This window comes from Gimesia benthica, assembly GCF_009720525.1.
Classification (GTDB): Bacteria; Planctomycetota; Planctomycetia; order Planctomycetales; family Planctomycetaceae; genus Gimesia; species Gimesia benthica.
This window is the reverse complement of sequence record NZ_CP043930.1, coordinates 6,806,450-6,829,072: the sequence shown is the minus strand read 5'-3', so window position 1 is coordinate 6,829,072 and position 22,623 is coordinate 6,806,450. Positions and strand designations below refer to the sequence as shown.

Genomic DNA, 22,623 nt, shown 5'->3' with positions numbered 1-22,623 from the left:
ACATAGTCATTCCTGCACCCATATCATGATTGTTGACGATCATCCCATCGTCCGGGAAGGCTATGTCCATCTCATCCAGAGGCGAGATCATCTGCAGGTCTGCGCCCAGGCAGGCAGCAAATTCGAAGCCCTCCAGCAGATCCGAGAGTCCGCGCCTCATCTGGTCATCGTGGACATCTCCCTCTCCGATGGCTCCGGGCTGGAATTAATCAAAGACGTCAAGTCCCAGTTCCCACAAGTCAAACTGCTCGCCGTCTCCATGCATGATGAAAGTCTCTTCGCGGAACGCTGTATTCGTGCGGGCGCCCGGGGGTTTGTCAATAAACAACAGGCTCCCGAGCAGTTAATCAACGCCATCGAACGTGTTCTCTCCGGAAAAATCTATCTCAGCCAGGACGTCACCGAACGTATGATTTCCCGTTCCATCGGCGCCCTGGAAGATGAAAACCTGTCCCCCATCGAAAAACTCTCTGACCGGGAACTGGAGGTCTTTGAGCAGATCGGCCAGGGAGAAACCACCCGCCAGATCGCTTCCAAGTTGAATCTCAGTGCGAAAACTATCGAAACCTACCGCGAGAACATCAAGCATAAACTGAATCTGTCCAACGCCACGGAACTCACCCGACATGCGATTCAGTGGGTTCTGGAAAATCGCCAGTAAGTTGTCTCTGCATATTTAGAGATCCTCCTAAATTCAAAGATGGTGCGCCGCAACACGCCTGATGCGACACACCACCCGTCTGAATGTAAAGCCACCACCATCGACTCAGGAGTTATTTGGCTTTCGGCTTCACAGTCACCTTGTGTGCTTTGACGGTCTCTGCTTTCGGAAGTGAAATCGTCAACACGCCGTTGTCACAACAGGCCTCAATCGCAGCTTCCTTCACTTCACAAGGCAACGTCACCGTCCGTGAAAAACTACCCGAATGGCGTTCCACCCGATGATAGGTCTTGCCCTTTTCTTCCCGGTCTTCTTTCCGCTCCCCGGTAATCCGCAACTGATTGCCACTGACTTCAACATCAATCTCTTCAGGCCTGATTCCGGGAACATCCAGATGAACTTCGATTTTGTCATCCGTCTCGGACAGGTCAAGTGAAGCTTCAAACCCCTGAGTCAGCCAGCCACTGTTCCAGTCATCAGAAAAACGGGACAGCAGCTGATCCATCTCATCCCGCAACGACCAGAAGGGGGCACGCCCCAGAAACGAACTGAAAGCACCCGGACGTTGTGACAGTAGCCGCGTTTTGACCTCAGGCTGAGCAGCTTGCATCGGCTGGTTTTTCTCTTTTGTCATGGTTGTCGCCATCGTCATTTCTCTCCTTATGAAAAGCTGACAGGGAATATTCTGCTGACCAGGTCAGCAAACCGACTCCAGTTCGGCTGACCTCCAGCTCGACTGGCCGTCATTGATTTTTGACGGCATCCTACCTGCTCCTCATTCGTTCTGAAATCAGGAAAACAAAGAGAACTATACTACGGTATCCCCTGCCCTCCGCCTGGGGAATTCCCCCACCACAACGATCGGTTTTCAGACTATTCAGAAGATTTTTACTCATCGTAAAAATTTGTTATAATGAATCAGAGAAGCGGTTTGCCACTCTCTGGGCTCGTTTCTCTATCGTTATTATTTTCAATCAGAAACACGACATCATTTTTTTGCAAAGGAGAAAGTCATGACTGCAGGTCGAATTTGCACTAGAGAAGTCGATTTGGTTGATCAAAACGAATCCGTTCAAGTCGCCGCCGAACGCATGAATTCCCGTAACGTCGGCACACTTATCGTCCTCGATGAAGAATCCCACCCCATCGGCATGCTCACCGATCGGGACCTGGCGCTCCGCGTGGTCGGCAAGGGACGCGACGCCATCGAAACGACCGTCTGGGATATCATGACGCGATTCCCCTATAACATCAGTGAGGACACTTCCATCGAAGCCGCCCTCACGAAAATGCGATCCGGCGGTTTCCGACGACTGCCGGTCGTCGATCAGGAGGGTAAGCTGATTGGCGTCCTGACGCTCGACGATATCCTCGAACTGCTCTGTGAAGAATTCACCGAGATCGGGAAGCTCATCCAGAAAGAGAGCCCGGCCAGCCTGGCCCAACTCTGACCAGGCAGTATCACTCCTCAAACGGAGAATTAACCGTCCGACATGACTAACTCTGATGAGCATTCCGAGACCGACATCTATTCGCATGCACGCGAGCGCATGCTGCGGGAGCATCTGCGGGAACGGGGAATTACCGATGCCCGCGTGCTCCACGCCATGCGCAGCGTTCCCCGGGAAGAGTTCGTCACGCCCGACAACAAACGCTACGCCTACAATGACTGTGCCCTCCCCATCGACTGTCAGCAGACCATCTCGCAACCCTATACCGTCGCGTTCATGTGTCAGGCCGCTCAATTGACCGGCAGTGAAAAAGTCCTCGAAATCGGTTGCGGATCAGGTTACGGCGCCGCAGTCCTGTCGCTCCTCGCTCGCGAGGTCCACACCATTGAACGCATCCCTGAATTGGCCGAACAGGCCCGCGTAAAACTGGACCGTCTCGGTTATAACAATGTCCACGTCTATACCGACGACGGGACTCTCGGCGTCCCGCAAGCCGCCCCCTTTGACGCCATCATCGTCACCGCAGGCGCCAAAGAACTCCCTCAACCCTACGTCGATCAACTGAACGAAGGCGGTCGCATCATCATTCCCATTGGAGGCGAATACACCGGGCAGACCATGTGCCGCTTTACGCTCCGCCAGGGTCTTCTCGACGAAGAAAACCTCGGCGGCTTCGCCTTCGTTCCCCTCATCGGTGAATTCGGCTGGGACCGTTGAAGCGTCATCAGTAAACCGGGAATTCTCCGCTCGCCAGTCGTCTGACAAAGTCTTCCATGTTTCTCAGTTGCCGATCGATAATCTTCTGAATCGGCTCTTCCACCTCCTTGAGTTCGACTCCCTTGCTCAGTACCACTTCCGTGCTCACCATCCATGGATCACTGATTTCTCGACCAATCTGGCTGCACATCCGCACGATCACTTCCTTGACCGGTTCCAGTTCGTCATAAATCTGCTGCGCCAGTTGATGACACAACACATTATAAATCTTCCCTACATGGCTGAAAGGATTCTTCCCGGCCGCTGCTTCTGCACTCATCGGACGATTCAGCGTAATCAAACCGTTCACTCGATTACCTCGTCCCACCTGGCCACCGTCAGCCCCCTCGGCTGAAGTTCCCAGCACGGTCAGATACATGCCGTCCATGCCCCGCTCCGGATTATCCAGGGTGTTGATCGCCAGATCCACGCCGTCCAGCGTTTTGAGCTGTGGTTCCAGAAATGCCGTTAACTCGTCCGCCAGTTCCTTTTTCCGATCGAAGTAATACTGCACTTCTTCGATGTACCGGTCGACGATCGCCACCGCCAGCGTCAGCTGCAGATGTTTGTCTCTGCGCACCCCCATCACCTTCACGTCCTGTCCCGTCTCCGGATACTTCAGTTTGAATTCCTCGGTATTGAGGAACCGCTCCGATTCCAGCACCAGTTGCTCAGTCTCAGTGAGCGGCGCAAACCCGACTGCCGCTGAAGTGTCATTCGATAACAGCCGGGCCCGCGAGAAGATGTCTGTGAGCTCTGCGGAACCGACGCGCAGCTCATTCTGAAACACCACATGCGTCTCGGTATTGACCAGCGGCAGATGTGCTTTGATCCACTCCCGGGCACTTTCCAACGCAATCTCTTCCACGGAAATTCGATGCCCTTCCCACTCAGAGGTTGCCCGATCTCCAATCACCAGTCGCATCGGCGTATGGACGACTCCGCCCCCCAGTTCGGGCTCCGTGTGTCCCGCCACCAGCAACCCTTTATCGATATTGTGATGCAGGATCCGCCCCGCCCACTGCAGATAACTCTGTGACAGCGAGATCGATATCGCTTCCGCAATGCCATCACAGATCGTGTCCGGATGACCGATCCCTTTTCGCTCCACGAATTCCACCGCTTTCTCTGCGGTCGTAAGTGGTCCCAGCGATTCCAGGTGAAAATGTTCCATCAGAAAATGGACTCCCTTTGACGCGTTTCCCTGCTTGAACAGGCTCAGCCACGATTTTTAAATAGATCCAGAAAACGGTCTTCATAATCAGCGAAGACCTCCAGGCGATCCAGTTCCTGTTTGAGCACATACGCTTTGGAACGGTTCTGCTTCGCTTCTTCAAACAGCTGCTCGATCCGCTGCTCCTCTCCCGGCGTCAGCTTCGGCTGTTCGGGCACTTCCGGTTGCAACGACTCCTCGAACGATTCCGACTGCTCCGCCTTCTCCCCCATCGACTTTTCGACTTGAGAGAGTAGTTCACCCAGTTTCTTCTCCATCGTCTGGGCCTGCTCGACCAGCTCACTGGTTTCAATCTCAATTCCCGAGATTAACCGAAACGCTTTCAATACGGCCAGCGACGCTTTCGGGAACGGTAACTGCGAAAAAATATGCGGCATCTCTCCCAGCAGACATGTCCCGCTCAAGCCCTTATCGGCCGCGGCCCCCAGCAGAATCCCGTTCAGTCCGCTGATATTTCCTTCCTGCAGAATCTCGAGGTTATTCACCCGCATCTCCTTGAGATCTTCCTGATCCGTCACGGCTGCAAACACGCGCGACTCATGTTCCGGATGCATCCCGGTGGCCATCGCCGCAAACGTGAAGACCCGCTTGATCCCCAGATCCTGCGCATAAGAAATCATCTTCTTGCAGTAAGAATATTTGCCGAACTGAGGCTGGGCTTCTCCGATCAGCACGACCAGGTCGTGCTGTTCCTCGGGATCTTTCCACAGAAAAAAGCGACTCCGCGGTCGTGCTCCTGTATGAATCACTCCCCGTTCGACTTCGACATAATCGATGTCAAACAGCTCGGGCGGAGAATACTCGGAAAGCAGCTCCATCCCCAGCTTGGCCATCAGGTAGTATCCCGCGGTCAGCCCCACGTTACCCATCCCGGGCCAGACTGCTATCATCCAGGGCGATTTCAAAGCCTGAACGCCGTCAATCAAATTCATCTCTCGGTCCTCCTGCTCCTGGTTGTCTGATGCTCTGCTTCTGAATTGATCGTAGGCGGGTCCTTACGAAAAACACCTGTTCCCACTCTCACTGGTTGCCAATTATCTGATTTTCACAGGCGGTTTCTGTCCCTTGGGAATCAACGTAATGTATTTCCGATCCTTCATTCGCTGATCAAAGTCCGCTTTGGCTTCTTTAACCAGTACCGGATTTTCCAACAGCGCCACCGTCGTTGCCGCCAGAGCTTCCGCTGCATACATGATCCCTTTCTCGCCGATGGAAGAACCGATGCAGGCTACGTTCTGCCAGCTGTGCCCCGGATTTCCCGCTGCAAAACAGGTCGTCCGCAGACCTCCCGTGGGAATGTGCCAGCTGATGTCCCCCACATCCGTTGAGCCCTTGGAAGATGTTTTCGATTCCAGCAGCGTATGCACCCTGCTGTCGATCGCTACGGGGAATGTCTGGCCGAACTCTTCAATCAGCGGCTGTTGAATCCGACGGGCAAACGCTTTCTCCTCTTCCGAAAACTCGGGAGGTCCAATCACCGTCAGCTTCTCATGAATCAACTCCGACAACGGCGTATTGGGAATCAGCTCATGATTGTCGGTATCCACCTGAATCGAGAGCTTGGTGCGCGTCATCAGTGCCGCCCCTTTGGCGATATCGACGACCCAGCGATAATACCTTTCCAGGTCTTCATGCGCGTTCGCACGCACGTAATACCAGACGGTCGCTTTCGCAGGCACTACGTTGGGCTGTCCCCCGCCGTCAATGATCACGTAATGCATCCGGGCGTCTTCTTTAACATGCTCCCGCATATAATTCACGCCCGTATTCATCAGTTCCACCGCATCCAGGGCACTCACACCACTCTCCGGACTCACCGATGCATGCGAAGGCAAACCGGTAAACGTGAACTTGACTGAGACGAGCGCCTTCGAACTTCCCAGATGCACGTTGGTATTATTTCCGGGATGCCAGTGCAGACAGATATCCAGATCCTCGAACTGCCCATCCAGCAGCATATAAACCTTCCCCAGTCCGGTCTCCTCGGCTGGCGTTCCGTAAAGTCGCACCGTCCCCTTCAAGCCATGTTTGTCAACTGCTTCCTTAACGGCCAGCGCCGCCCCCAGTGCCGCGGTTCCCAGCCCACTGTGTCCGCAGGCATGACCGGCTCCCCCTTCAGTCTGACTCTCACGATAAGGAACCGTTTTCTGAGACAGCCCCGGCAACGCATCATACTCTGCCAGGATCCCGATGATCGGCTTTCCGCTCCCATAACTGGCGACAAACGCGGTCGGCATATCCGCCACTCCGCTTTTAACCTTGAAGCCTTCCGCTTCCAGCTTTTCAATCAGCAGCTGCGATGACTTCGTTTCCTGCAGGCCGACTTCCGCATAATTCCAGATCGACTGGTTCACCGCTTTCAGATCTTCCGACCGCTGCTGCACATCCTGCACCGCCGTCTGCTGGGCCTTACTCAATGTGGGCTGCTCTTTCTCAGCCGCACTCAGCATCAGACCGCTGCTCGCCAGCAGTAAACCCACGATCGAACCAGTCCACCAGTTATTTTTTACATGCATGATCATTCTGTTCCTCAGAGAAGTGCAGCGCTACAGGTTTGTGTCTCAATTCAGACTAACACAGCCCGTCTCGAAAGTCATCTCATTTCCCCCTCCCTGACTGCGGGATTTTCACTGATGAAATACTGAATAAACAGGACTTGAACCGGCCCTCCCGATACGTATGCTGGTCCCCTCTGGCTCGCGCGCGAGGCACGTTCACATCCACCAGAACACTCGGCACCACTGACGAATCAGCACCTGCACTCACCCCGTTTTTCACTACGATTTCACCTGTCTCTCCCCAACCGGTTCGCCCTGTTCCCTTCCATTGTTCAGGGCAAACCAGGACACATTCCGGCCAGACGCGGACAAAATCCGGGACAAAGCGTGACAAAATCCGGCCACATCGGGACAAATTTCTGTCTTGACGCCCCCGCGCCCTTCCACAGAATTCAACATAGAAACAGAACAGCAATTCATTCACGACCAACTCCCCTTTGAAAAAGACCAACGCCCCCATGAATCCCCCAATCCAGTTGAAAATAAACTGAGCGGCAAGGCGCTAGCCGCCGGTATCCAGAATAGATGCGGAGTAAATTACCACCACAAGACGCCGTTTAACAAAGAATGATGCGGCACCCGAATAAAATTCGGCCCAAGCACAGCGAGCAGGAAACTGACGGTGTTGCGTTCAATAAAAAACGACTCGGTTTGCTGTAATCATTCGTTCTACAACCCCCGCTATCCTACACATCGGCACGCACAAGGCGACGTAAACATTACCCACCAGTGCTCAAGTTGCATCAGCAGACACTTTACAGACTTACCCTATCTACACCCACAACGAACAAAAACCCAACCAGAAATGTTTTGCATCTCTCCCCGAAAGATTCCAAAATGAAACCATCTCTCACTTCTCGCCGTTTCAGAAGGACTCGCTCATGCAACGTCTCCCTCTCGCAGGCCTGGCTGTGTTATTCAGTCTATTCACGCTGCTTTCGCCAGTGCACGCCACCAATGACAACTTTCTGCCCGGCGACTCCTTCTTTCCCTCCAAAGTCCTTTATGAAAATCTGCAACGACAGGAACAGGAAGCCGAGCCCGTCTACTACTACAACTACGTCTGCGAACTCGCCTTCTGTGGCTACGCCGGCTATTCGCAGCTCAAGCTGGACAAACAGAATGAGCAACTGGCGGCAAATATCCGTAAAGCCTATTTACACATTCGTAAAAGCCAGCCGATCCGACTCAGGCCCAAAAAGAACGCAAAGCTTCCGCAGAATAATCAGGGGAACCCGAATCTGGACAACTTCTACGAGACAAATGGCCTGAGCATCTTCTTTTACAATGAAGACTACGACTGGCAGCGATTGAAGATTGGCCTCAAGTACAATGAAAACTGGCGTGAGGAAATGAAAAAGTTCATCAACGCCGGTCGGTATTGTGCCTTCGTGAAAAAGGGGGATGCGCTCAAGAGATCAACCACCATGGCGAAGCAGGTCCCCCGCTGAACGTCAAGATCCCCGAGGCGGACATTGAAACTGGTAAGAAAGTCGACCTCCCGCTCACCCCCACAACACCCCTCAAAGCCCTGATCCTCTACGACGACAACTACCAGGACTACTATGACATGAAAAACGGCAAGCGCCTGCTGGTAGTCACCAACCAGGGCATCACCCGCTATGTGATCTACCGCGGAAAATGGAAGCAATACTGATCAATCCAAAGCGATCAAGACAAACAGCCTGAAACCGGGTGGGCCCGAATGCAATTCGGGCCGAGCGCAGCGAGCAGGAAACTGACAGCTCATTCTCCCCAGTCAGAGAGCCCCTGCGCACCCCAACACTTTCGTGTCTTTCGTGGTAGCTTAAATTTCGAGCCCTTCGCGGTCTACAACACAATGCCGTCATACCGCAGCACGTATTCCCTGTCGAACACATCCGGCTCCAGCTTCATACCACGCTGACGATCCTGCTCCGCCTTCTCTTCCTCACCTTCAAAGTGATACGCCAGCCAGCGGTGGAAATAGCCTTCCCAGTTCTTCGGCGCGAGTTCGATCGCCCGCGAGTAATCGTCGATGGCCAGTGCGACCTTTTCATCGCTCCAGCGGATCAGCCCTCGATGCACATAAATGGTCGCCAGACGCTCTGGATCGTAATCGGACTGCTTTTCCGCCACCTGAATCGCAATCGTCAGGTCTTCTTCTGCAGACGCGTATCGACCAACACCCATATAGAGCAGCGCACGCGCAAAGCGGGCATCCGCGTCGCGGGGGTTATCATCAATCGCCACATTGAAGCGGGCCTGCTGCGACTCAAAATCGTAAACGCCATCCTGGGGCGTAAAGTCCGTCAACGGCCGATAGAGCTCAGGCTTGGGCATCGGAACGGGGATGCACGCTGAAAGACAACACATCAGCAATAGCCCACCCGTCAGCAGGCGGAAAGACAGATTCAGCATCACATCACAATCCTTGTTCGACCGCAGCCCCCGAAATATTTCCACCTAAATCCATTCAGGACAACATGTTACAGCAGAAACATTTCTATCAGGCAACCGGCAGGAGTAACCCCCTCCGCGCGTAATGTAAACCAGAACCCACTGTTACCGCAAGATGATTCATTTCCCGCAGGATGCGCGCACAGAAGTAGGGGCGGCCCTATGTGGCCGCCCGCCACGCGAAGCATAATTCCCTCTCTACCGTCAGCCGGGTCCAGCAAACACGCACAATCCAACAGTCCCTCTTTTTTCGTGTCTTTCGTGCTTTTCGTGGTAGCAAAACCATTCGCGTATTTCGAGGTTCAACTCAGCAGGTCATGTTTCACATGCGCCTCTTCCACCCCGGTCAGCCGCGCATCCAGGCCGCGATACTTAAACGTCAGTCGGCGATGGTCGATCCCCATGCAGTGCAGAATCGTCGCGTTCATATCTCGAATATGCACCGGGTTCTCAACGACGTTGTAACAGAAGTCGTCGGTCTTCCCATATTCGAAACCACGCTTAATTCCGCCGCCCGCCATCCAGATCGAGAAGCAGCGTCCATGATGGTCCCGGCCGGCACTCGGGCTGCCGATGGCACCCTGGCTGTAAACGGTCCGGCCGAATTCGCCTCCCCAGATCACCAGTGTCTCATCCAGCAGCCCCCTCTGTTTGAGATCCTTGATCAACGCCGCGGAGGGCTGATCCACGTCCAGGCACTGGTTCGGCAGCTGGCTCTTCAGCGACACGTGCTGATCCCAGCCGCGATGGAACAGTTGCACAAACCGCACACCACGTTCAGTCATCCGGCGGGCCAACAGACAGTTCGCTGCAAAGCTCCCCGGCTTCCGAGATTCGGGTCCGTACATTTCAAACGTTTTCTGAGTCTCACTCGAGAGGTCCATCAGATCGGGGACCGAAGTCTGCATCCGATAAGCCATTTCGTAAGAATTAATACGCGCCTGAATTTCGGGATCGCCAATTTCTTCCGCCTGTCCCCGGTTGAGTGTCGCCAGGTCGTCCAGCAGCTTCCGCCGCTGTTTACGGTCGATACCCGCCGGATTAGACAGGTACAGCACCGGACTCGAACCAGGCCGCAGCTTCACTCCCTGGTGACTGGGGGGCAGATATCCCGAACCCCACAGCCGGTCAAACAGCGGCTGCCCTGGATTTTTCCCCGTACCCTGTGACAGCATCACCATGTAGGCGGGCAGATTTTCGTTCTCACTTCCGAGTCCGTAACTCAACCAGGCGCCCATGCTCGCATGGCCGATCTGCTGTGAACCCGTATTAATATAGGTGATCGCTGGATCGTGATTGATGGCCTCGGTATTCACCGATTTGACAATCGTAATATCATCGGCAATCGTCTGTGTATGCGGCAGCTGTTCGCTGATCCACGTCTGATGTTCTCCGCACTGTTTCATCTCCCAGAACGGCGCGACGACAGGAAACGACTTCTGTCGGGCCGTCATGCCGGTCACGCGTTGGGTTCCCTTCACGGAATCGGGCAGATCCGAACCGTGGAGCTTCCGTAGTACGGGTTTGTAATCGAACAGATCCACATGTGAAGGACCGCCCGACTGAAACAGGTAGATAATCCGCTTCGCCCGGGGTGCGACCTGTTGGACTGCAGCCGGGATCGCCTCAGCGGAGGCACTCTGGTTGAACAGTTCCGGATAGAGCAGACTCGCTAATGCCGCTCCACCAATGCCGCGGGCCGAGCGTCCCAGCAGTGTCCGTCGTGTCAGATTACGTTCGTATTCAAATACCGGGTCCATGCTTACCCTCGCGTCATAAATTCATAAGTGTTGAACAGCATACTTCCCACGGTCGTCCATGCCGCGACTTCCGCTGGGTTCAGACTCGCATCGCTCGTCGATTCCCCCTGCGACAACAGCGATCGCGCCGCTTCAGGTGCCGCCTGGTAGTTTTTCAGCTCACGCTGATAAGCAGCCAGCGTAGTCTCTAACTCCCACTCCGCCGGCGGTCGTCCCAGGGCTTCGCGGAACGCAAACGTGATTCGTTCCTCAGGCGAAGCCCCCCCTTCCAGCATGATCCGCTCCGCGAACTTGCGAGACGCTTCCACGAATTGCACATCATTCAACAGCACCAGGGACTGCAGCGGCGTATTCGTACGAGCCCGGCTCACCAGGCAGACTTCGCGGTTCGGGGCATCAAATGTCTGCATGTTCGGCGGCGGTACCGTCCGCTTCCAGTAGGTATACATACTCCGGCGATACAGTTTCTCGCCGTGATCCTGCACGAAGACCTGCGCGGTCGCCGGCGAACTGCCGTAATGGCTCACTTCCCGCCACAACCCTTCCGGCTGATACGGGTTCACACTCGCCCCGCCCACACGCTCGACCAGCAGCCCGGAGACCTTCAGCGTCGCATCACGAATGGCTTCCGCCTGCAGCCGGAACCGGGCACCACGGGCCAGCAGTCGGTTCTGCGGATCCTCTTTCCAGAGCTCCGGCGTTCCCGCCGAGGACTGACGATAGGTCGCCGACATCAGAATCTGCTTCATGATGTGTTTGACATCCCAGCCCGATTCATAAAACTCCACCGCCAGCCAGTCCAACAGTCGGGGATGCGTCGGGGGATCCCCCTGCGAACCGAAGTCAGCGGACGTTGAAACAATTCCCTGACCAAACAGCATTTCCCAGAACCGGTTCACCGCGACCCGGGTCACCAGAGGATTCTCACGCGATGTCAGCCACTGGGCCAAGGCCAGACGATTCTCCGATTCCTGCTGAGACGCTCCCGGCAGGAACCCGGGCACACCCATCGACACTTTTTCGGTCGGCTGATCGTACTGCCCCCGGTTCAGAATGAACGTCTCCCGCGGCTTCTTCGCCGTGTTCATGACCATCGTCTCAAACGAATCGGTCAGCATCTTGCGGCGTTCCTTGAGATTCTCCCGCTGATAACGCAGATTCTCGAGTTCGGGAGCGATCCCGCTGTAGTAAGCTTTCAGAGCCGCCGTCTGTTTCGCGTCGCGGTCCGTGGCATCTGTCGCCAGGATCTGCTGAATCGCTTCGGGAATGATGGTCCCGTCATCGGTCCCGGTCATCCCGAAGACCTGATAATCACCGGCCATCAACGCCTGGCGTCCGCCGAACTGACCGCCGCCCCAGACCAGCATCACCGTAATATACTTCGAATCCTTCGTATCGTAAGGCTGATCAAAGGTCACAGTCAGATGTTGCTGCTGCTTGTTTTCCGGTGCGGGTGACCAGCCGTTGTGATCCCGGGGATCGAGACAGTCAGCCGCCGGGTAATCGGGGTGAGATCGGCTTGCGGTGATCTTCGCGACATTCAACATCGCATACAGGTCGAGCTGATCGGAGGGAATCGCGGTTCCCGACGCAGCAAAGCTGGTCAGAATGAAGCCCCCGGGAACGACTCTTTCTTACCGTGACCAATGCCCCCTTCGGGCAGTTTCTCGTTCGGGTAAAACACGATCCGCAAGCCATCCAGTTGGTCGACGTCTGCGCCGACTTTCAGCGAAATCGAAGGCGACCGCCCACTGGCTGCCAGCGCCAGCACATGCCCCTCGTCACTGACCTCAAAGGCACTCCGCGTATTGGGATCAGACACCTTGACCACACTCAGCTCGTGCAGCTTCAGGCCTTTTCCCCGCTGTGCGAGTTCCTGTTTTGTCTGGGCAATCCAGGCAGCCAGCTGCGTTTCATCAGGATGCGCGAGTGCCTGTTCGACCTGCGCCAGTTCCTGATCCAGCGACTTCAGTTCTTCCGCAGCGAAGGACAGCTGCGTCTTCACCGCCAGCTTGGGACCGGCGTTGATTCCGCTGTTCCCGTCCAGTCCGCGATCATCCAGACGATTGAAATAGGCGTAGAACTGATAGAAGTCCTTCATCGTAATCGGGTCGTATTTATGATTATGACACTGGGCACATCCCATCGTAAGTCCCAGGAAGACTTCCGACGTCGTCTTTACCCGGTCGACGGTGTAGTTGACCAGGTTCTCTTCGGGAATCGTCCCCCCTTCGTGCGTAATCATGTGATTGCGGTTGAAGCCCGTCGCCACTTGCTGCCAGGGCGTCGCATTCGGTAACAGGTCACCGGCAATCTGTTCGGTGATAAATTCGTTGTACGGTTTATTCTTGTGGAAGGCATCGATCACCCAGTCCCGCCAGAGCCACATGTGGCGGCCCCCATCGATGGAGTAACCGTTCGTGTCCGCATAGCGTGCCAGGTCGAGCCACTTCAGCGTCATCCGCTCTGCATACTCGGGAGTCTCCAGCAGACGATCAATCAGTTTCTCGTAAGCCTGGGGGTCCTTTGAATTCACAAACGCGTCGACTTCCTCAGCCGTGGGCGGTAGCCCCAGCAGATCCAGGTAGAGCCGACGCACCAGGGTCCGGCGATCCGCTTCCGGTGAGGGTTTGAGCCCTTCCTTTTCCAGTCGCGACAGGACGAAGTAATCGATCGCATTCCGCGGCCAGTCGGCCTGTTTGACTTTTGGCAGCTTTGCCCGTTCCGGTTTGACGTAGGCCCAGTGCTCCTGCCAGGCGGCTCCCGACTGCACCCAGCGTTTGATCAACTCGATCTCTTCCGGCTTGAGTGACTTGCCCGAGTCCGCAGGCGGCATTTTGATATCATCGTCTGTCGAGATAATCCGCTCGATCAGGGCACTCTCATTCAGCTTGCCCGGCACAATCGCAGAGGCAAACGCCCCCGCTTTCGTATCCAGTCGCAGATCGGCCTCTCGATGCTTTTCATCGGGACCATGACAGAAGAAACAGTTGTTGGATAGAATCGGACGGATATCGCGATTGAAATCGATGCCCGCTTCGGTCGCACTGGTTTCGGCCACTCCGGTTTCGGCCGTCGTCGTTGGTTTCGACTTCGGATCTGCCTCGGCAAACAGTGTCAGACAGGTAACGCCGACCGCCAGTACGAGCAGCCCGCTTCGCAGCAAAAGGGAACGCATACTTCATGCCCCGTAGATGATCATCTTACAGCGATGCTGGTGCGTCTCTCAGAAGCCGAACCATGCCATCATGGTCCGGGAGAACAGGTGGGTCCCAGCGAGTGCATCGCTAATACTGATCTTAGAGGCGCCGGATAAGGCCTGTCAAGCAATGTTCGGGTGAACGCCAACTAATTAGCGTGCCTGCAGTTAAATCCGCTTATTCAGGCAAAAACAGTCAAGCTGCGCAATAAAAAACGCCCCACAGATCTCACCCGGAGAATCGACCTGCAGAGCGTTTCAGTTCAGTTATACATCGTCTTACAGCGGACGAACCACCGACAGGCTTCGCCAGTAATCAAACAGCGTTTCCACGGAGAGCACGCCGCCCCCCATGCCGCTCTTGTTGATCCCGGCATAAGGTACACCATGTGCGAACACATTATGAGCGTTGATCCAGCTGTTGCCGGCACACATCGCTTCCGCCACACGTGACGCTCGGCTCAGGTCAGAAGTCCAGACGCTGTTCGCCAGACCGTAGTCGGTCGAGTTGGTCATCTGAATCGCCTGCTCTTCGGTCTTAAACGGTGCCAGGTAAGCCACAGGCCCGAAGATCTCTTCGCGAGCCGCCACGTTATCCAGCGAACCGGCCATCAACGCCGGCTTCACATAGTAACCTTCATAACCGGGCACCTCAGCAGCGCCCCCTTCGAGCACGCATTCGGCCCCTTCAGCCTGCCCCTTCTCGAGGTAAGACAACACCCGCTGATGCTGCTTCGCATTGACGACCGGTCCCATCTGGCTGTCTTCATTCAGCTGATAACCAACCTGTACCTTCTTCAGACGATCGACACATTCACTTACAAAGTGATCGTAAATGTTTTCGTCAATCAACCAGCGGGTCGCATCGCAGCAAACCTGACCGGTGTGGAAGGTAATCGCATTCACCAGCTTCTGAGCCGTATCGGGAACATCGACGTCACTGAAGACCACCGCAGCCCCTTTGCCGCCCAGCTCCAGTTTGACAGGCACCAGGTTCGCACCGCAGGACTCCGCCACCAGGCGACCGACTTCGGGCGATCCGGTAAACGACATCCGCTTCAGCTTCGGATTCCCCGACAGCGCCGCTCCCGCAACCGCCCCATAGCCGGGCACAACGTTGATCACGCCATCCGGAATACCGGCTTCTTTCGCCAGACGAGCCAGGTAGATCGCCGACATCGGCGTATCTTCCGCCGGCTTGATGACCACGGTATTCCCTGCTGCCAGAGCCGGAGCAATCCCCCAACCGATCAGCAGGAAAGGGAAGTTCCACGGGAAGATAAATCCGCAGGCACCGTAAGGCTGACGCACGGTCCAGGCTTCGTGCTGAGGAACGGCCAGAACCGATCGTCGCTGCACGTGCTGGGCCAGGTCGGCGAAGTACCGCATCGTATCGACGAAGTTCTGCACATCCCCCTGGGCCTGGGCTTCAATCTTACCGGCGTCCAGCGCTTCGAGCTGGGCAATCATCGGTTTGTGTTTTTCGACGGCGTCCGCCAGGCGATGCAGCAGAGCACTGCGTTCGTTCTGGGGCATTTCGGCCCAGCCGGTCTTGCGGAAAGCGGCATCAGCCACATCCACGGCCATGTCGACATCACCCGGCTGAAAGCTGAAGACTTCTGCCAGCTGTTTGCCCGAGCCGGGATCCGACGTCACGAACGTCTCGCCACCCGCAGATTCGACCTCTTTACCCCCGACGACTCCCTTCAGCGTCCCCTCTTCCAGAAAGGCTTTGACTTCGGGATACAGTTCACTGGCTGTTGTGGTTGACATCGCGCGCTCCTGTTCAATGTGATGTAGAATAAATAGCTACGGCTCCCAGCAGTCCCTGTCGCAGGCGACGGAACCCGGAACCGACTTCTTGCGTTAAATTGTCCCCGACAGCATCGTGCTGTCAGGGTTCATCATAACCGCAATCACATTGAAATTTAAACGCTAAACGCGATTTTCGCAGACCAGTATTTCACCAGCCTGTAAAATAACTCACTTCCCGCCCACAATCTGTACCTGTGCCGGAGAGTCTTTCGCATCCTCGACCTCCAGTCGCAGTACATCGCGTTCGGGCAGCAGTTCGACCGCAAACGTCAGAGTGTTGATGCCCTTCTGGAGTTCGACTTCGGTTTTCGGCTGGAGGGCAACCGGTTTTTCACCGATCCACAGCTTCAATCCATCGACCGAGTTGAATTTCAGAACCGCTTTGCCGGCCGTTGTGGCATCGAGTTCGCAGCGCAGGAACGCGGCGCCGCGGGCCCGCTTCGAAACGTGCAGTCGGCCGATCTCTTCCAGCTGGTCGAGGGGCAGATTCCCATCTACGCGGCTGTAAGCCGGCTCCCAGACAAACGCCGGGTTGTCGGTCGCCGCGGTAGCATGCCGCGTTCTGCGGATCGCGTTCATTGCTTCGGGAGTATTCTTCATCACCCGCCAGCGACGCACCACGCGATCTTTACCAATCGTATACGCGTCTGTTTTGCCCAGTTCCGACAGGAAGCGAACCAGGTCCACCAGTTCCTGACGCGTCAGTTTGTCCAGAAGACCCACGGGCATCAATGACGCCGCCGGCGTTTCATCGTCGATCTGATCCAGGGGAACGTTCATCAGGTTGTCGTTGGCATCCCGCAGGACCAGCTGGCTGTCGGTCCGTCGCACCAGAACGCCCGAATGGACCTTCCCCTGCACGGTGACAACCGTCACCGCATTGTAATTCTCTTTGACCGCTTTATTCGGATCGAGCAGTGATTCGACAATGTAATCCGGCTGAGAGCTTCCCCCAGGCTGATGATATCGGGACCGACCTTACCGCCGGCACCACCAATCGCGTGACATTTCAGACAAGACAGATTCTCGCGGCGGAAAATCGCTTCCCCGCGTTGTGGATTTCCACTGGTCCGTACTTCCTTGATGAGTTGTGCCATCTCTTCCGGTGAGAGCTTAACCGGCTGCGGTGCACCACTGCTGGACAGCCCCCCTGCAGTGGCAATCGCTTTCTCCAAGTTTGGGTTCCCCCGACCGGACGACTGCACCAGGCGGCTCAGCTGAATCGCAGCATCTTTGGAGATGGTTTTCCCTTTCAGAGCATTCACCAGAACGCCCACGCCCCCCTTTCGCTGCAGGAAGATATTCGCCACAGCTGACAGTTGCGCGGGAGCAGCATCGCCGTTCATCAGGCTCACTGCCTGCGCTGCGGCCTGTTTGACATTCACTTCCGCCAGCGCCGCGATGGCAGCAATCCGCAGATCCACCGAGGGATCTTTCTGGCTCAGCTTAAGTAACAGCGTCTGGTTTTCCTTGCCTCCCAGGCGTGCCAGTGCAAACAGACTCGTGTTGCGGAGCCCGGCCTGTGTTTTCCCCGATTCAGCCAGTTCGCGAATCGGGGTCTGCAATGATTCGATTTTCCACAGACCGGCACAATCGATGGCAGCCTGCTGCACAGCAGGATCTTTCGAACCGAACAACTGCTGCAGTTCTCCCAGATTCCCCGCAGGGCGGACTTTCCGTGCCTGAAATGCCTGGGCCAGTGCCCGCAGGATGGCTGCCTGCTGAGCCGGTTTCGTTTTCGCATCCAGAGCGTGGGCAAACAGCTGCTGCAGGTCCTTATCATTTCCGAACTTCGCCATCAGGTTCAGACCGCTCTGCAGCTGACTGTCCGGCATCTGTCCCTCTTTAATCAGCTTTGTGATCACGGGTGTCACTTCGGGAGAATTGATCGCCGTCAGGGCAAAGGTCAGCTTCCGTGGATCCTTCTGCAGATCGGATTTCCCTTCCAGCACCTGCGGCAGCCAGATCTCACGGGTTTCGCGGGTGGTCAGCCAGAGTGCATAATCCAGAAACTCATCCACAGGATGATTGAGTGCCTGGTACGCATCGTTGAGCACACTGGGCTGATCGTAGGCAGAGAGTGCCCGTACCGCTTCCAGCCTGACCCGGGGATGCTTGTCATTCGCCAGGGGTGCGATCAAGGCGTAGGTGTCAGGCACTTCGTCTTTCCATTCCTTCGCCACACGAACTGCGGCAGCCCGGGCACGCCCGTCTTTCGCCTGCAGACAGGCCTTGAGCAACTCAGGCTGTGGGCTGCTGATGCACTCGGCAACCCAGAGGCCTTCCAGTCGATTGTGTTCATATTGAGGATCCTGTGGATCCAGCTTGCTCAACCAGGTTTTCAGTTCCCCTTCGACTTTCGCACGGCCCCGTTCCCGCAGCACATTCTTGGCATTCTGACGGGTCCACTCTTCCGGTGCTTTGAGATACTCGAACAGTTCCTCAGTCGAGGCACCTACCAGGTTCGGACGTGGCAGCGTCGGCTTGCCTTTGTAAGTCACGCGCCAGATACGACCATGTGTATGATCGCGACGTGGATCGCGGAAGTCGACTTCACCGTGTTGAATGATCGGGTTGTACCAGTCGGCAATGTAGATCGCACCGTCGGGTCCCATCTTGACGTCAATCGGACGGAACGCGACGTGATCGGTTTTAATCAGCTCGACCTGTTCGCGCGAAACATAGCCCGATTCACTTTCCGTCACGACAAACCGGCAGACGCGATGCCCGCGGAAGTCGTTGGTAATCATATTCCCCTGCCAGTCCTCGGGGAGGTGGCGCCCACTCAGAATTTCCAGGCCACAATGTTTGGGACTGCCGGGATTGAGACCTTTCAGAATTCGATCCATGCCGACCGCCGTCACGAAGGCAGCGCCGGGAAACGTGTAGTTAATCCCTTCACCATAAGCACCGTCGGTACAGAACGACTGTCCCCAGCGATCAAAGTGATGCCCCCAGCTGTTGACCATCCCCCGCATGACCACTTCCAGGTCCATCGACTCGGGGCGGTACTTCCAGATGCCGCCACCATTGAGGCGACGCACACCGTAAGGCGTTTCAATGTGACTATGAATATAAATTGACTGATTGAAATACAGGTGCCCGCCCGGCCCATAGCGGAGGGTGTGCACAATATGATGTGTATCTTCAGTACCGAAACCGGTCAGCTCAGTTTTGCGGACATCCGCCTTGCCGTCTCCGTCAGTGTCTTTCAGATGCAGCAGTTCGGTGCTGTTGCCGACATATGCACCGCCGTCGCCCGGCATCACGGCCGTGGGAATCAGCAGGCCATCAGCGAATACCGTCGTCTTATCTGCAACGCCGTCTCCATCTTTATCTTCGACAACCAGAATCTTGTCGTTGGCCTTTTCACCCGGTTTGATATGCGGATAAATTTCCGATGACGCAATCCAGAGCCGTCCCTGCGGATCAAAGTTCATCTGAATCGGTTTGGCGATCTGCGGATCGGCGGCATACAGGTTCACTTCGAACCCTTCCGCGACTTTGAACGACTTACGTTCCAGTTCCGGATCGGGAGGCGGAATATCGGTCAGGTCCCGTTGCGCCCAGGCGAGGGAACCGGTCAACAGGGTCAGCAGACAGGCAAAACAGACGACAAAGCGAGGCAGAAATAGTGCGGCTGATTTTATCACAGAAACGATCCTTTAGAGATCAGATGAATCAAGTAAGAAAAAACAGAAGACAGAGAGCTCAAGCAGCTACTGGGAGACCAGACTGTGTATCTCCGCTTCGTTCTTTTCAATCAGAGGAATGAACTGCGGCAGTTCTTTGGCATTCTGCCCCTGCTCATGTTTGCGGAATCCCAGCAGATAAGTAATGTTCTGCGGGCGCCAGTTGTAGAAATACTGGCGGTTCTTCTCAAAGGTTAAATCACGCACCTGCTGATCGATGTCACGCGTGAGTGTGATGGGCTGTAATCCCAGGTTGGCCGCAATAATCTCGGCTGCCTTCTGGTAACCCGCATCTGTCAGGTGGATACTGTTCGTTGTCCACTTCAGTCCCGGATCACCGGCAGGTTCGGGAATCAACTGATTATACAGATCGACAAAATAATAATTGCCTTTGTGAGCGATCTGCTGCAGCGCATCAGCATAAACCTTGAGATCCCGATTGTGTTCCGCGGGATCGGGCAGAGGTGCTCCCTGGTTTTCGTAACGATGGGGAGAGACGATGAGAATCTTCGCCTCGGTGGACTTCAGATCGGTCAGCAGTTTATGCAGCTGATTCTCAAAAGCCGGCAGTCCCTTTTCGCCGGCAAACGCTTCATTGCCGCCATAACCCAGCACGATCAATGTTGGTTTGAGTTCTTCAATCTGCTTGATCATCCGCTGGTAACCGACAGCCGGGGGATCAAAGATGCCGCGCGAATCGGCCCAGACAGTGTCACCACTCCAGCCCAGGTTCCGGAAGGAGAGTTTCGCTTCCGGAAAGCTGCGTAAAAACACGCTTTCCCAGCGACCGAATTTCTGAGCACGCTCGATCATCGTGTTACCCAGGAAGATCACGCGATCACCTGATTTTAATTTGAGCGGAGGCGGGGCTGCATCAGCCACTTGTGTTAACAGGCAGATACAGAGGAGCAGGCAGGGAATGAGTCGCTGTTTCACGGAGTACCTCGATCGATGCTAAGGGGTCAATATATTTATTACGTTAAAATAGCAGCATCCGCGGGGTACGGCAAATCAGGAATCTCGAATTTTAAACGGGATTCTGCAATCTCAGAGCGGCTGAAGGAGGGATCTTTTATTAGCTTTGTAAATTATCAGCGGTAGATCTGCATTCAGGATTTGAGTGAATAACCCGGATCATCGTCACCATCCCAGGCGCGAGTGGTGAACACAGTCGTACCGGGATCGGCGGCAGGTTGCGTCGATTCGAAATAATCCGTTTCGACTTCTTCGATCCACAGTCGCAATTCGTTTTCATAGTCGCTCGGCAGATCACTTTTCACCAGCAGTCGATGAAATTCCGCGGCACCATCTTCTCCCAGTTCTGCTGCTTCCGCACTGGGAAACCGTTCCGCAGGATCGGGATGCACAAGACGGTGAATGAGCTTCATCAGCGGTTCACTTAACGCGAATTCTTCCGCAGGAAACCATTGGGGCAACTGCTGCAGAATATTCTGTTTCGCTTTGACCAGTTGAGCATACTTGAGATTCGCAAACGGCTGAAAACCGGTGATGACTTCAATCAGAATGTAACCCAGGCTGGCCAGATCGGATTGGGCGGTCGCCCGATTCCCGGAGAGTACTTCAGGAGCCGCATACGTAGGCGTACAGGCATGATTCTCCGGGAGGTTATTCAAGTCGATGGCGGATCCGATATCGATGATCTTGGCGTTCCCGCTCCGTTTGAGCATGATGTTCGCCGGTTTCATATCGCAGTGAATAATTTCATTGCGATGCAGGGCGGCTAGTGCAGCCAGACACTCGCGGAGAATAGCAACCGCCACTCCCGGCTTGAGGCGCGGCTGCTGCACACCACGGGTGAAGACATTGTTATTCAATGTCCTCCAGCGACGGCGGGTAACCTGTTCCCGAATCTGTTTGAACGTGGCGGGAGTGAGCAGGCTCCGCAAGTCGTAGCCATCGACCCACTCCATTTCCATGATATATATTTCATTGCGTTTCACGAAGTTCTGCACGGCAACCAGGTGATTTTCCTGAACTCGTGCCACGCGTGCGGCGACCTGTGATAAACGAGCCATTTCGCTCTGATAGTCAGTACAGTCTGCATACCGTTTGGGGGAGAAGAGCTTGAGTGCCACCGGAATGCTGAACCCGTCTGCACCTTCTCTCGCGCTCAGGTAAACGACACCCTGTCCGCCAATCCCCAGGCAGCGTGAAAACTGGCGCTGGTTCTGCCACTCGAGACAATTATTGTCGAGTAACTGTCGATACTGTTTCTCCAGTTTAGAGATCGTTGCGGATGTTGCAGAATCGTGATCGGTCAATGGAAATCCAGATAGTCAGAGAAAGGAGGGCTTTCCCGTTTCCTCATGATGAGGGAAAACGTCCACAGTGAACTAAACCCTGATTGTAGTCGGTCACTGATTTTTTGATATCGCCAAAAAATAGTTTTCTGACGAGGAATAAAAAAAATGTTGCTTTTTAGATTCGAACTGATAAACAATAGAGGTGCAGGGAACATTGAAATCATGTTGGTTTCGGTACTGTCGCCGCGCATGACGCATCAATCTCTGATTGAACATTGTGACTGACAGGTAACCCACGACCGGGTTCACACTGCTGCTGAAACCGGTTCTCGATTTCAACCGTTTTAAGAATTGTTCAAGGAGCAGGACAATGATTGCAACCATAAAAAATTCCTTAACCCCGCAATCGATTTCACAAATCATTGAAGATGTCAGCACTCCCCTGGAGACCGGTGACGGATGCTGGAAAGTGGAGTACCACAAACGCATCCTGTTTTTAATCGTCGATGAGATCCACGACCGGGTTCGCATCATGACGCCGATCATTAAAGAAGAGGATCTGGACGAAGAGGATCTCTGGGACGTAATGGAAGCCAATTTCGACCGTTCCCTCGACGCGCGCTACGCCATCGGCGACGGTGTACTCTGGTCACTGTTCCTGCACCCTCTGACCGACCTGAGTCGCAACCTGTTTATGGATGGACTGGACCAGGTGGTCACCCTCGCAAATAACTTCGGCGGTTCCTTCTGCAGCAGCGATATCGTCTTCGGCTCAGATTAACAAACCGCCGCCG

General features: G+C 55.1%; 19 protein-coding genes. 6 read left to right on the top strand and 13 right to left on the bottom strand.

Going from position 1 to position 22,623, the window contains the following annotated elements:
- The first annotated feature begins 25 nt into the window (after window positions 1–25).
- Window positions 26–661, top strand: a complete 636-nt coding sequence (locus tag F1728_RS26685; protein ID WP_261344486.1) for a response regulator transcription factor — start codon at window positions 26–28, stop codon at window positions 659–661.
- Between the two features lie 112 nt (window positions 662–773).
- Here F1728_RS26685 and F1728_RS26680 read toward each other — a convergent pair whose 3' ends face one another.
- A complete protein-coding gene (locus F1728_RS26680; protein ID WP_194242542.1) occupies window positions 774–1,307 on the bottom strand; it encodes an Hsp20/alpha crystallin family protein in 534 nt (177 codons plus the stop codon).
- A gap of 367 nt (window positions 1,308–1,674) precedes the next feature.
- Here F1728_RS26680 and F1728_RS26675 point away from each other — a divergent pair, with 367 nt between their 5' ends.
- Entirely contained in the window at window positions 1,675–2,112 is a 438-nt protein-coding gene (locus F1728_RS26675) for a CBS domain-containing protein (RefSeq protein WP_155366584.1), read from the top strand.
- A gap of 42 nt (window positions 2,113–2,154) precedes the next feature.
- On the top strand, window positions 2,155–2,829 hold the full coding sequence (locus F1728_RS26670) for a protein-L-isoaspartate(D-aspartate) O-methyltransferase (RefSeq protein ID WP_155366583.1): 675 nt from the start codon (window positions 2,155–2,157) through the stop codon (window positions 2,827–2,829).
- A gap of 7 nt (window positions 2,830–2,836) precedes the next feature.
- On the opposite strand, the gene F1728_RS26665 is transcribed toward F1728_RS26670, so the two are convergent.
- From F1728_RS26665 to F1728_RS26655, 3 genes are all read right to left on the bottom strand, one after another.
- On the bottom strand, window positions 2,837–4,042 hold the full coding sequence (locus F1728_RS26665) for a methionine adenosyltransferase (RefSeq protein ID WP_155366582.1): 1,206 nt from the start codon (window positions 4,040–4,042) through the stop codon (window positions 2,837–2,839).
- Between the two features lie 44 nt (window positions 4,043–4,086).
- On the bottom strand, window positions 4,087–5,034 hold the full coding sequence (locus F1728_RS26660) for a PAC2 family protein (RefSeq protein WP_155366581.1): 948 nt from the start codon (window positions 5,032–5,034) through the stop codon (window positions 4,087–4,089).
- Between the two features lie 102 nt (window positions 5,035–5,136).
- Window positions 5,137–6,618, bottom strand: a complete 1,482-nt coding sequence (locus tag F1728_RS26655; protein ID WP_194242541.1) for an amidohydrolase — start codon at window positions 6,616–6,618, stop codon at window positions 5,137–5,139.
- A gap of 923 nt (window positions 6,619–7,541) precedes the next feature.
- On the opposite strand from F1728_RS26655, the gene F1728_RS26650 reads away from it, so the two are divergent.
- Together F1728_RS26650 and F1728_RS26645 are read left to right on the top strand one after the other, a co-directional pair.
- Window positions 7,542–8,111 (top strand): hypothetical protein, encoded by a 570-nt coding sequence (locus tag F1728_RS26650; protein ID WP_155366579.1) that lies wholly within the window; start codon window positions 7,542–7,544, stop codon window positions 8,109–8,111.
- Window positions 8,042–8,317 carry a hypothetical protein gene (locus F1728_RS26645; RefSeq protein WP_155366578.1) on the top strand — a complete coding sequence of 92 codons (276 nt, stop codon included), beginning with the start codon at window positions 8,042–8,044 and terminating at the stop codon, window positions 8,315–8,317. Before F1728_RS26650 ends, F1728_RS26645 begins: the two co-directional genes overlap by 70 nt.
- A 173-nt stretch (window positions 8,318–8,490) precedes the next feature.
- Here F1728_RS26645 and F1728_RS26640 read toward each other — a convergent pair whose 3' ends face one another.
- The 9 genes from F1728_RS26640 to F1728_RS26605 form a co-directional block, all read right to left on the bottom strand.
- The gene (locus F1728_RS26640) at window positions 8,491–9,060 is read right to left on the bottom strand and encodes a tetratricopeptide repeat protein (RefSeq protein ID WP_155366577.1); all 570 of its coding nucleotides are present in this window, start codon (window positions 9,058–9,060) and stop codon (window positions 8,491–8,493) included.
- Window positions 9,061–9,401: 341 nt separating this feature from the next.
- On the bottom strand, window positions 9,402–10,859 hold the full coding sequence (locus F1728_RS26635; protein WP_149344477.1) for a DUF1501 domain-containing protein: 1,458 nt from the start codon (window positions 10,857–10,859) through the stop codon (window positions 9,402–9,404).
- Window positions 10,860–10,861: 2 nt separating this feature from the next.
- Window positions 10,862–12,406: a DUF1553 domain-containing protein gene (locus F1728_RS26630; RefSeq protein ID WP_155366576.1), complete on the bottom strand. Its 1,545-nt coding sequence runs from the start codon at window positions 12,404–12,406 to the stop codon at window positions 10,862–10,864.
- A gap of 56 nt (window positions 12,407–12,462) precedes the next feature.
- A complete protein-coding gene (locus tag F1728_RS26625) occupies window positions 12,463–14,037 on the bottom strand; it encodes a DUF1549 domain-containing protein (protein ID WP_155366575.1) in 1,575 nt (524 codons plus the stop codon).
- Window positions 14,038–14,337: 300 nt separating this feature from the next.
- On the bottom strand, window positions 14,338–15,831 hold the full coding sequence (locus tag F1728_RS26620; RefSeq protein WP_155366574.1) for an aldehyde dehydrogenase family protein: 1,494 nt from the start codon (window positions 15,829–15,831) through the stop codon (window positions 14,338–14,340).
- 210 nt (window positions 15,832–16,041) lie between these two features.
- Window positions 16,042–16,749: a hypothetical protein gene (locus F1728_RS31915; RefSeq protein WP_228030361.1), complete on the bottom strand. Its 708-nt coding sequence runs from the start codon at window positions 16,747–16,749 to the stop codon at window positions 16,042–16,044.
- On the bottom strand, window positions 16,746–19,526 hold the full coding sequence (locus tag F1728_RS26615) for a PVC-type heme-binding CxxCH protein (protein WP_228030360.1): 2,781 nt from the start codon (window positions 19,524–19,526) through the stop codon (window positions 16,746–16,748). Before F1728_RS26615 ends, F1728_RS31915 begins: the two co-directional genes overlap by 4 nt.
- Before the next feature lie 66 nt (window positions 19,527–19,592).
- Window positions 19,593–20,501 carry an SGNH/GDSL hydrolase family protein gene (locus F1728_RS26610; protein WP_155366573.1) on the bottom strand — a complete coding sequence of 303 codons (909 nt, stop codon included), beginning with the start codon at window positions 20,499–20,501 and terminating at the stop codon, window positions 19,593–19,595.
- A gap of 173 nt (window positions 20,502–20,674) precedes the next feature.
- Window positions 20,675–21,847, bottom strand: coding sequence for a serine/threonine-protein kinase (locus F1728_RS26605; protein ID WP_155366572.1), 1,173 nt, complete (start codon window positions 21,845–21,847; stop codon window positions 20,675–20,677).
- 352 nt (window positions 21,848–22,199) lie between these two features.
- Between F1728_RS26605 and F1728_RS26600 the strand changes: the two genes are divergently transcribed.
- Window positions 22,200–22,610, top strand: a complete 411-nt coding sequence (locus tag F1728_RS26600; RefSeq protein ID WP_155366571.1) for a hypothetical protein — start codon at window positions 22,200–22,202, stop codon at window positions 22,608–22,610.
- The last annotated feature ends 13 nt before the right edge of the window (window positions 22,611–22,623 follow it).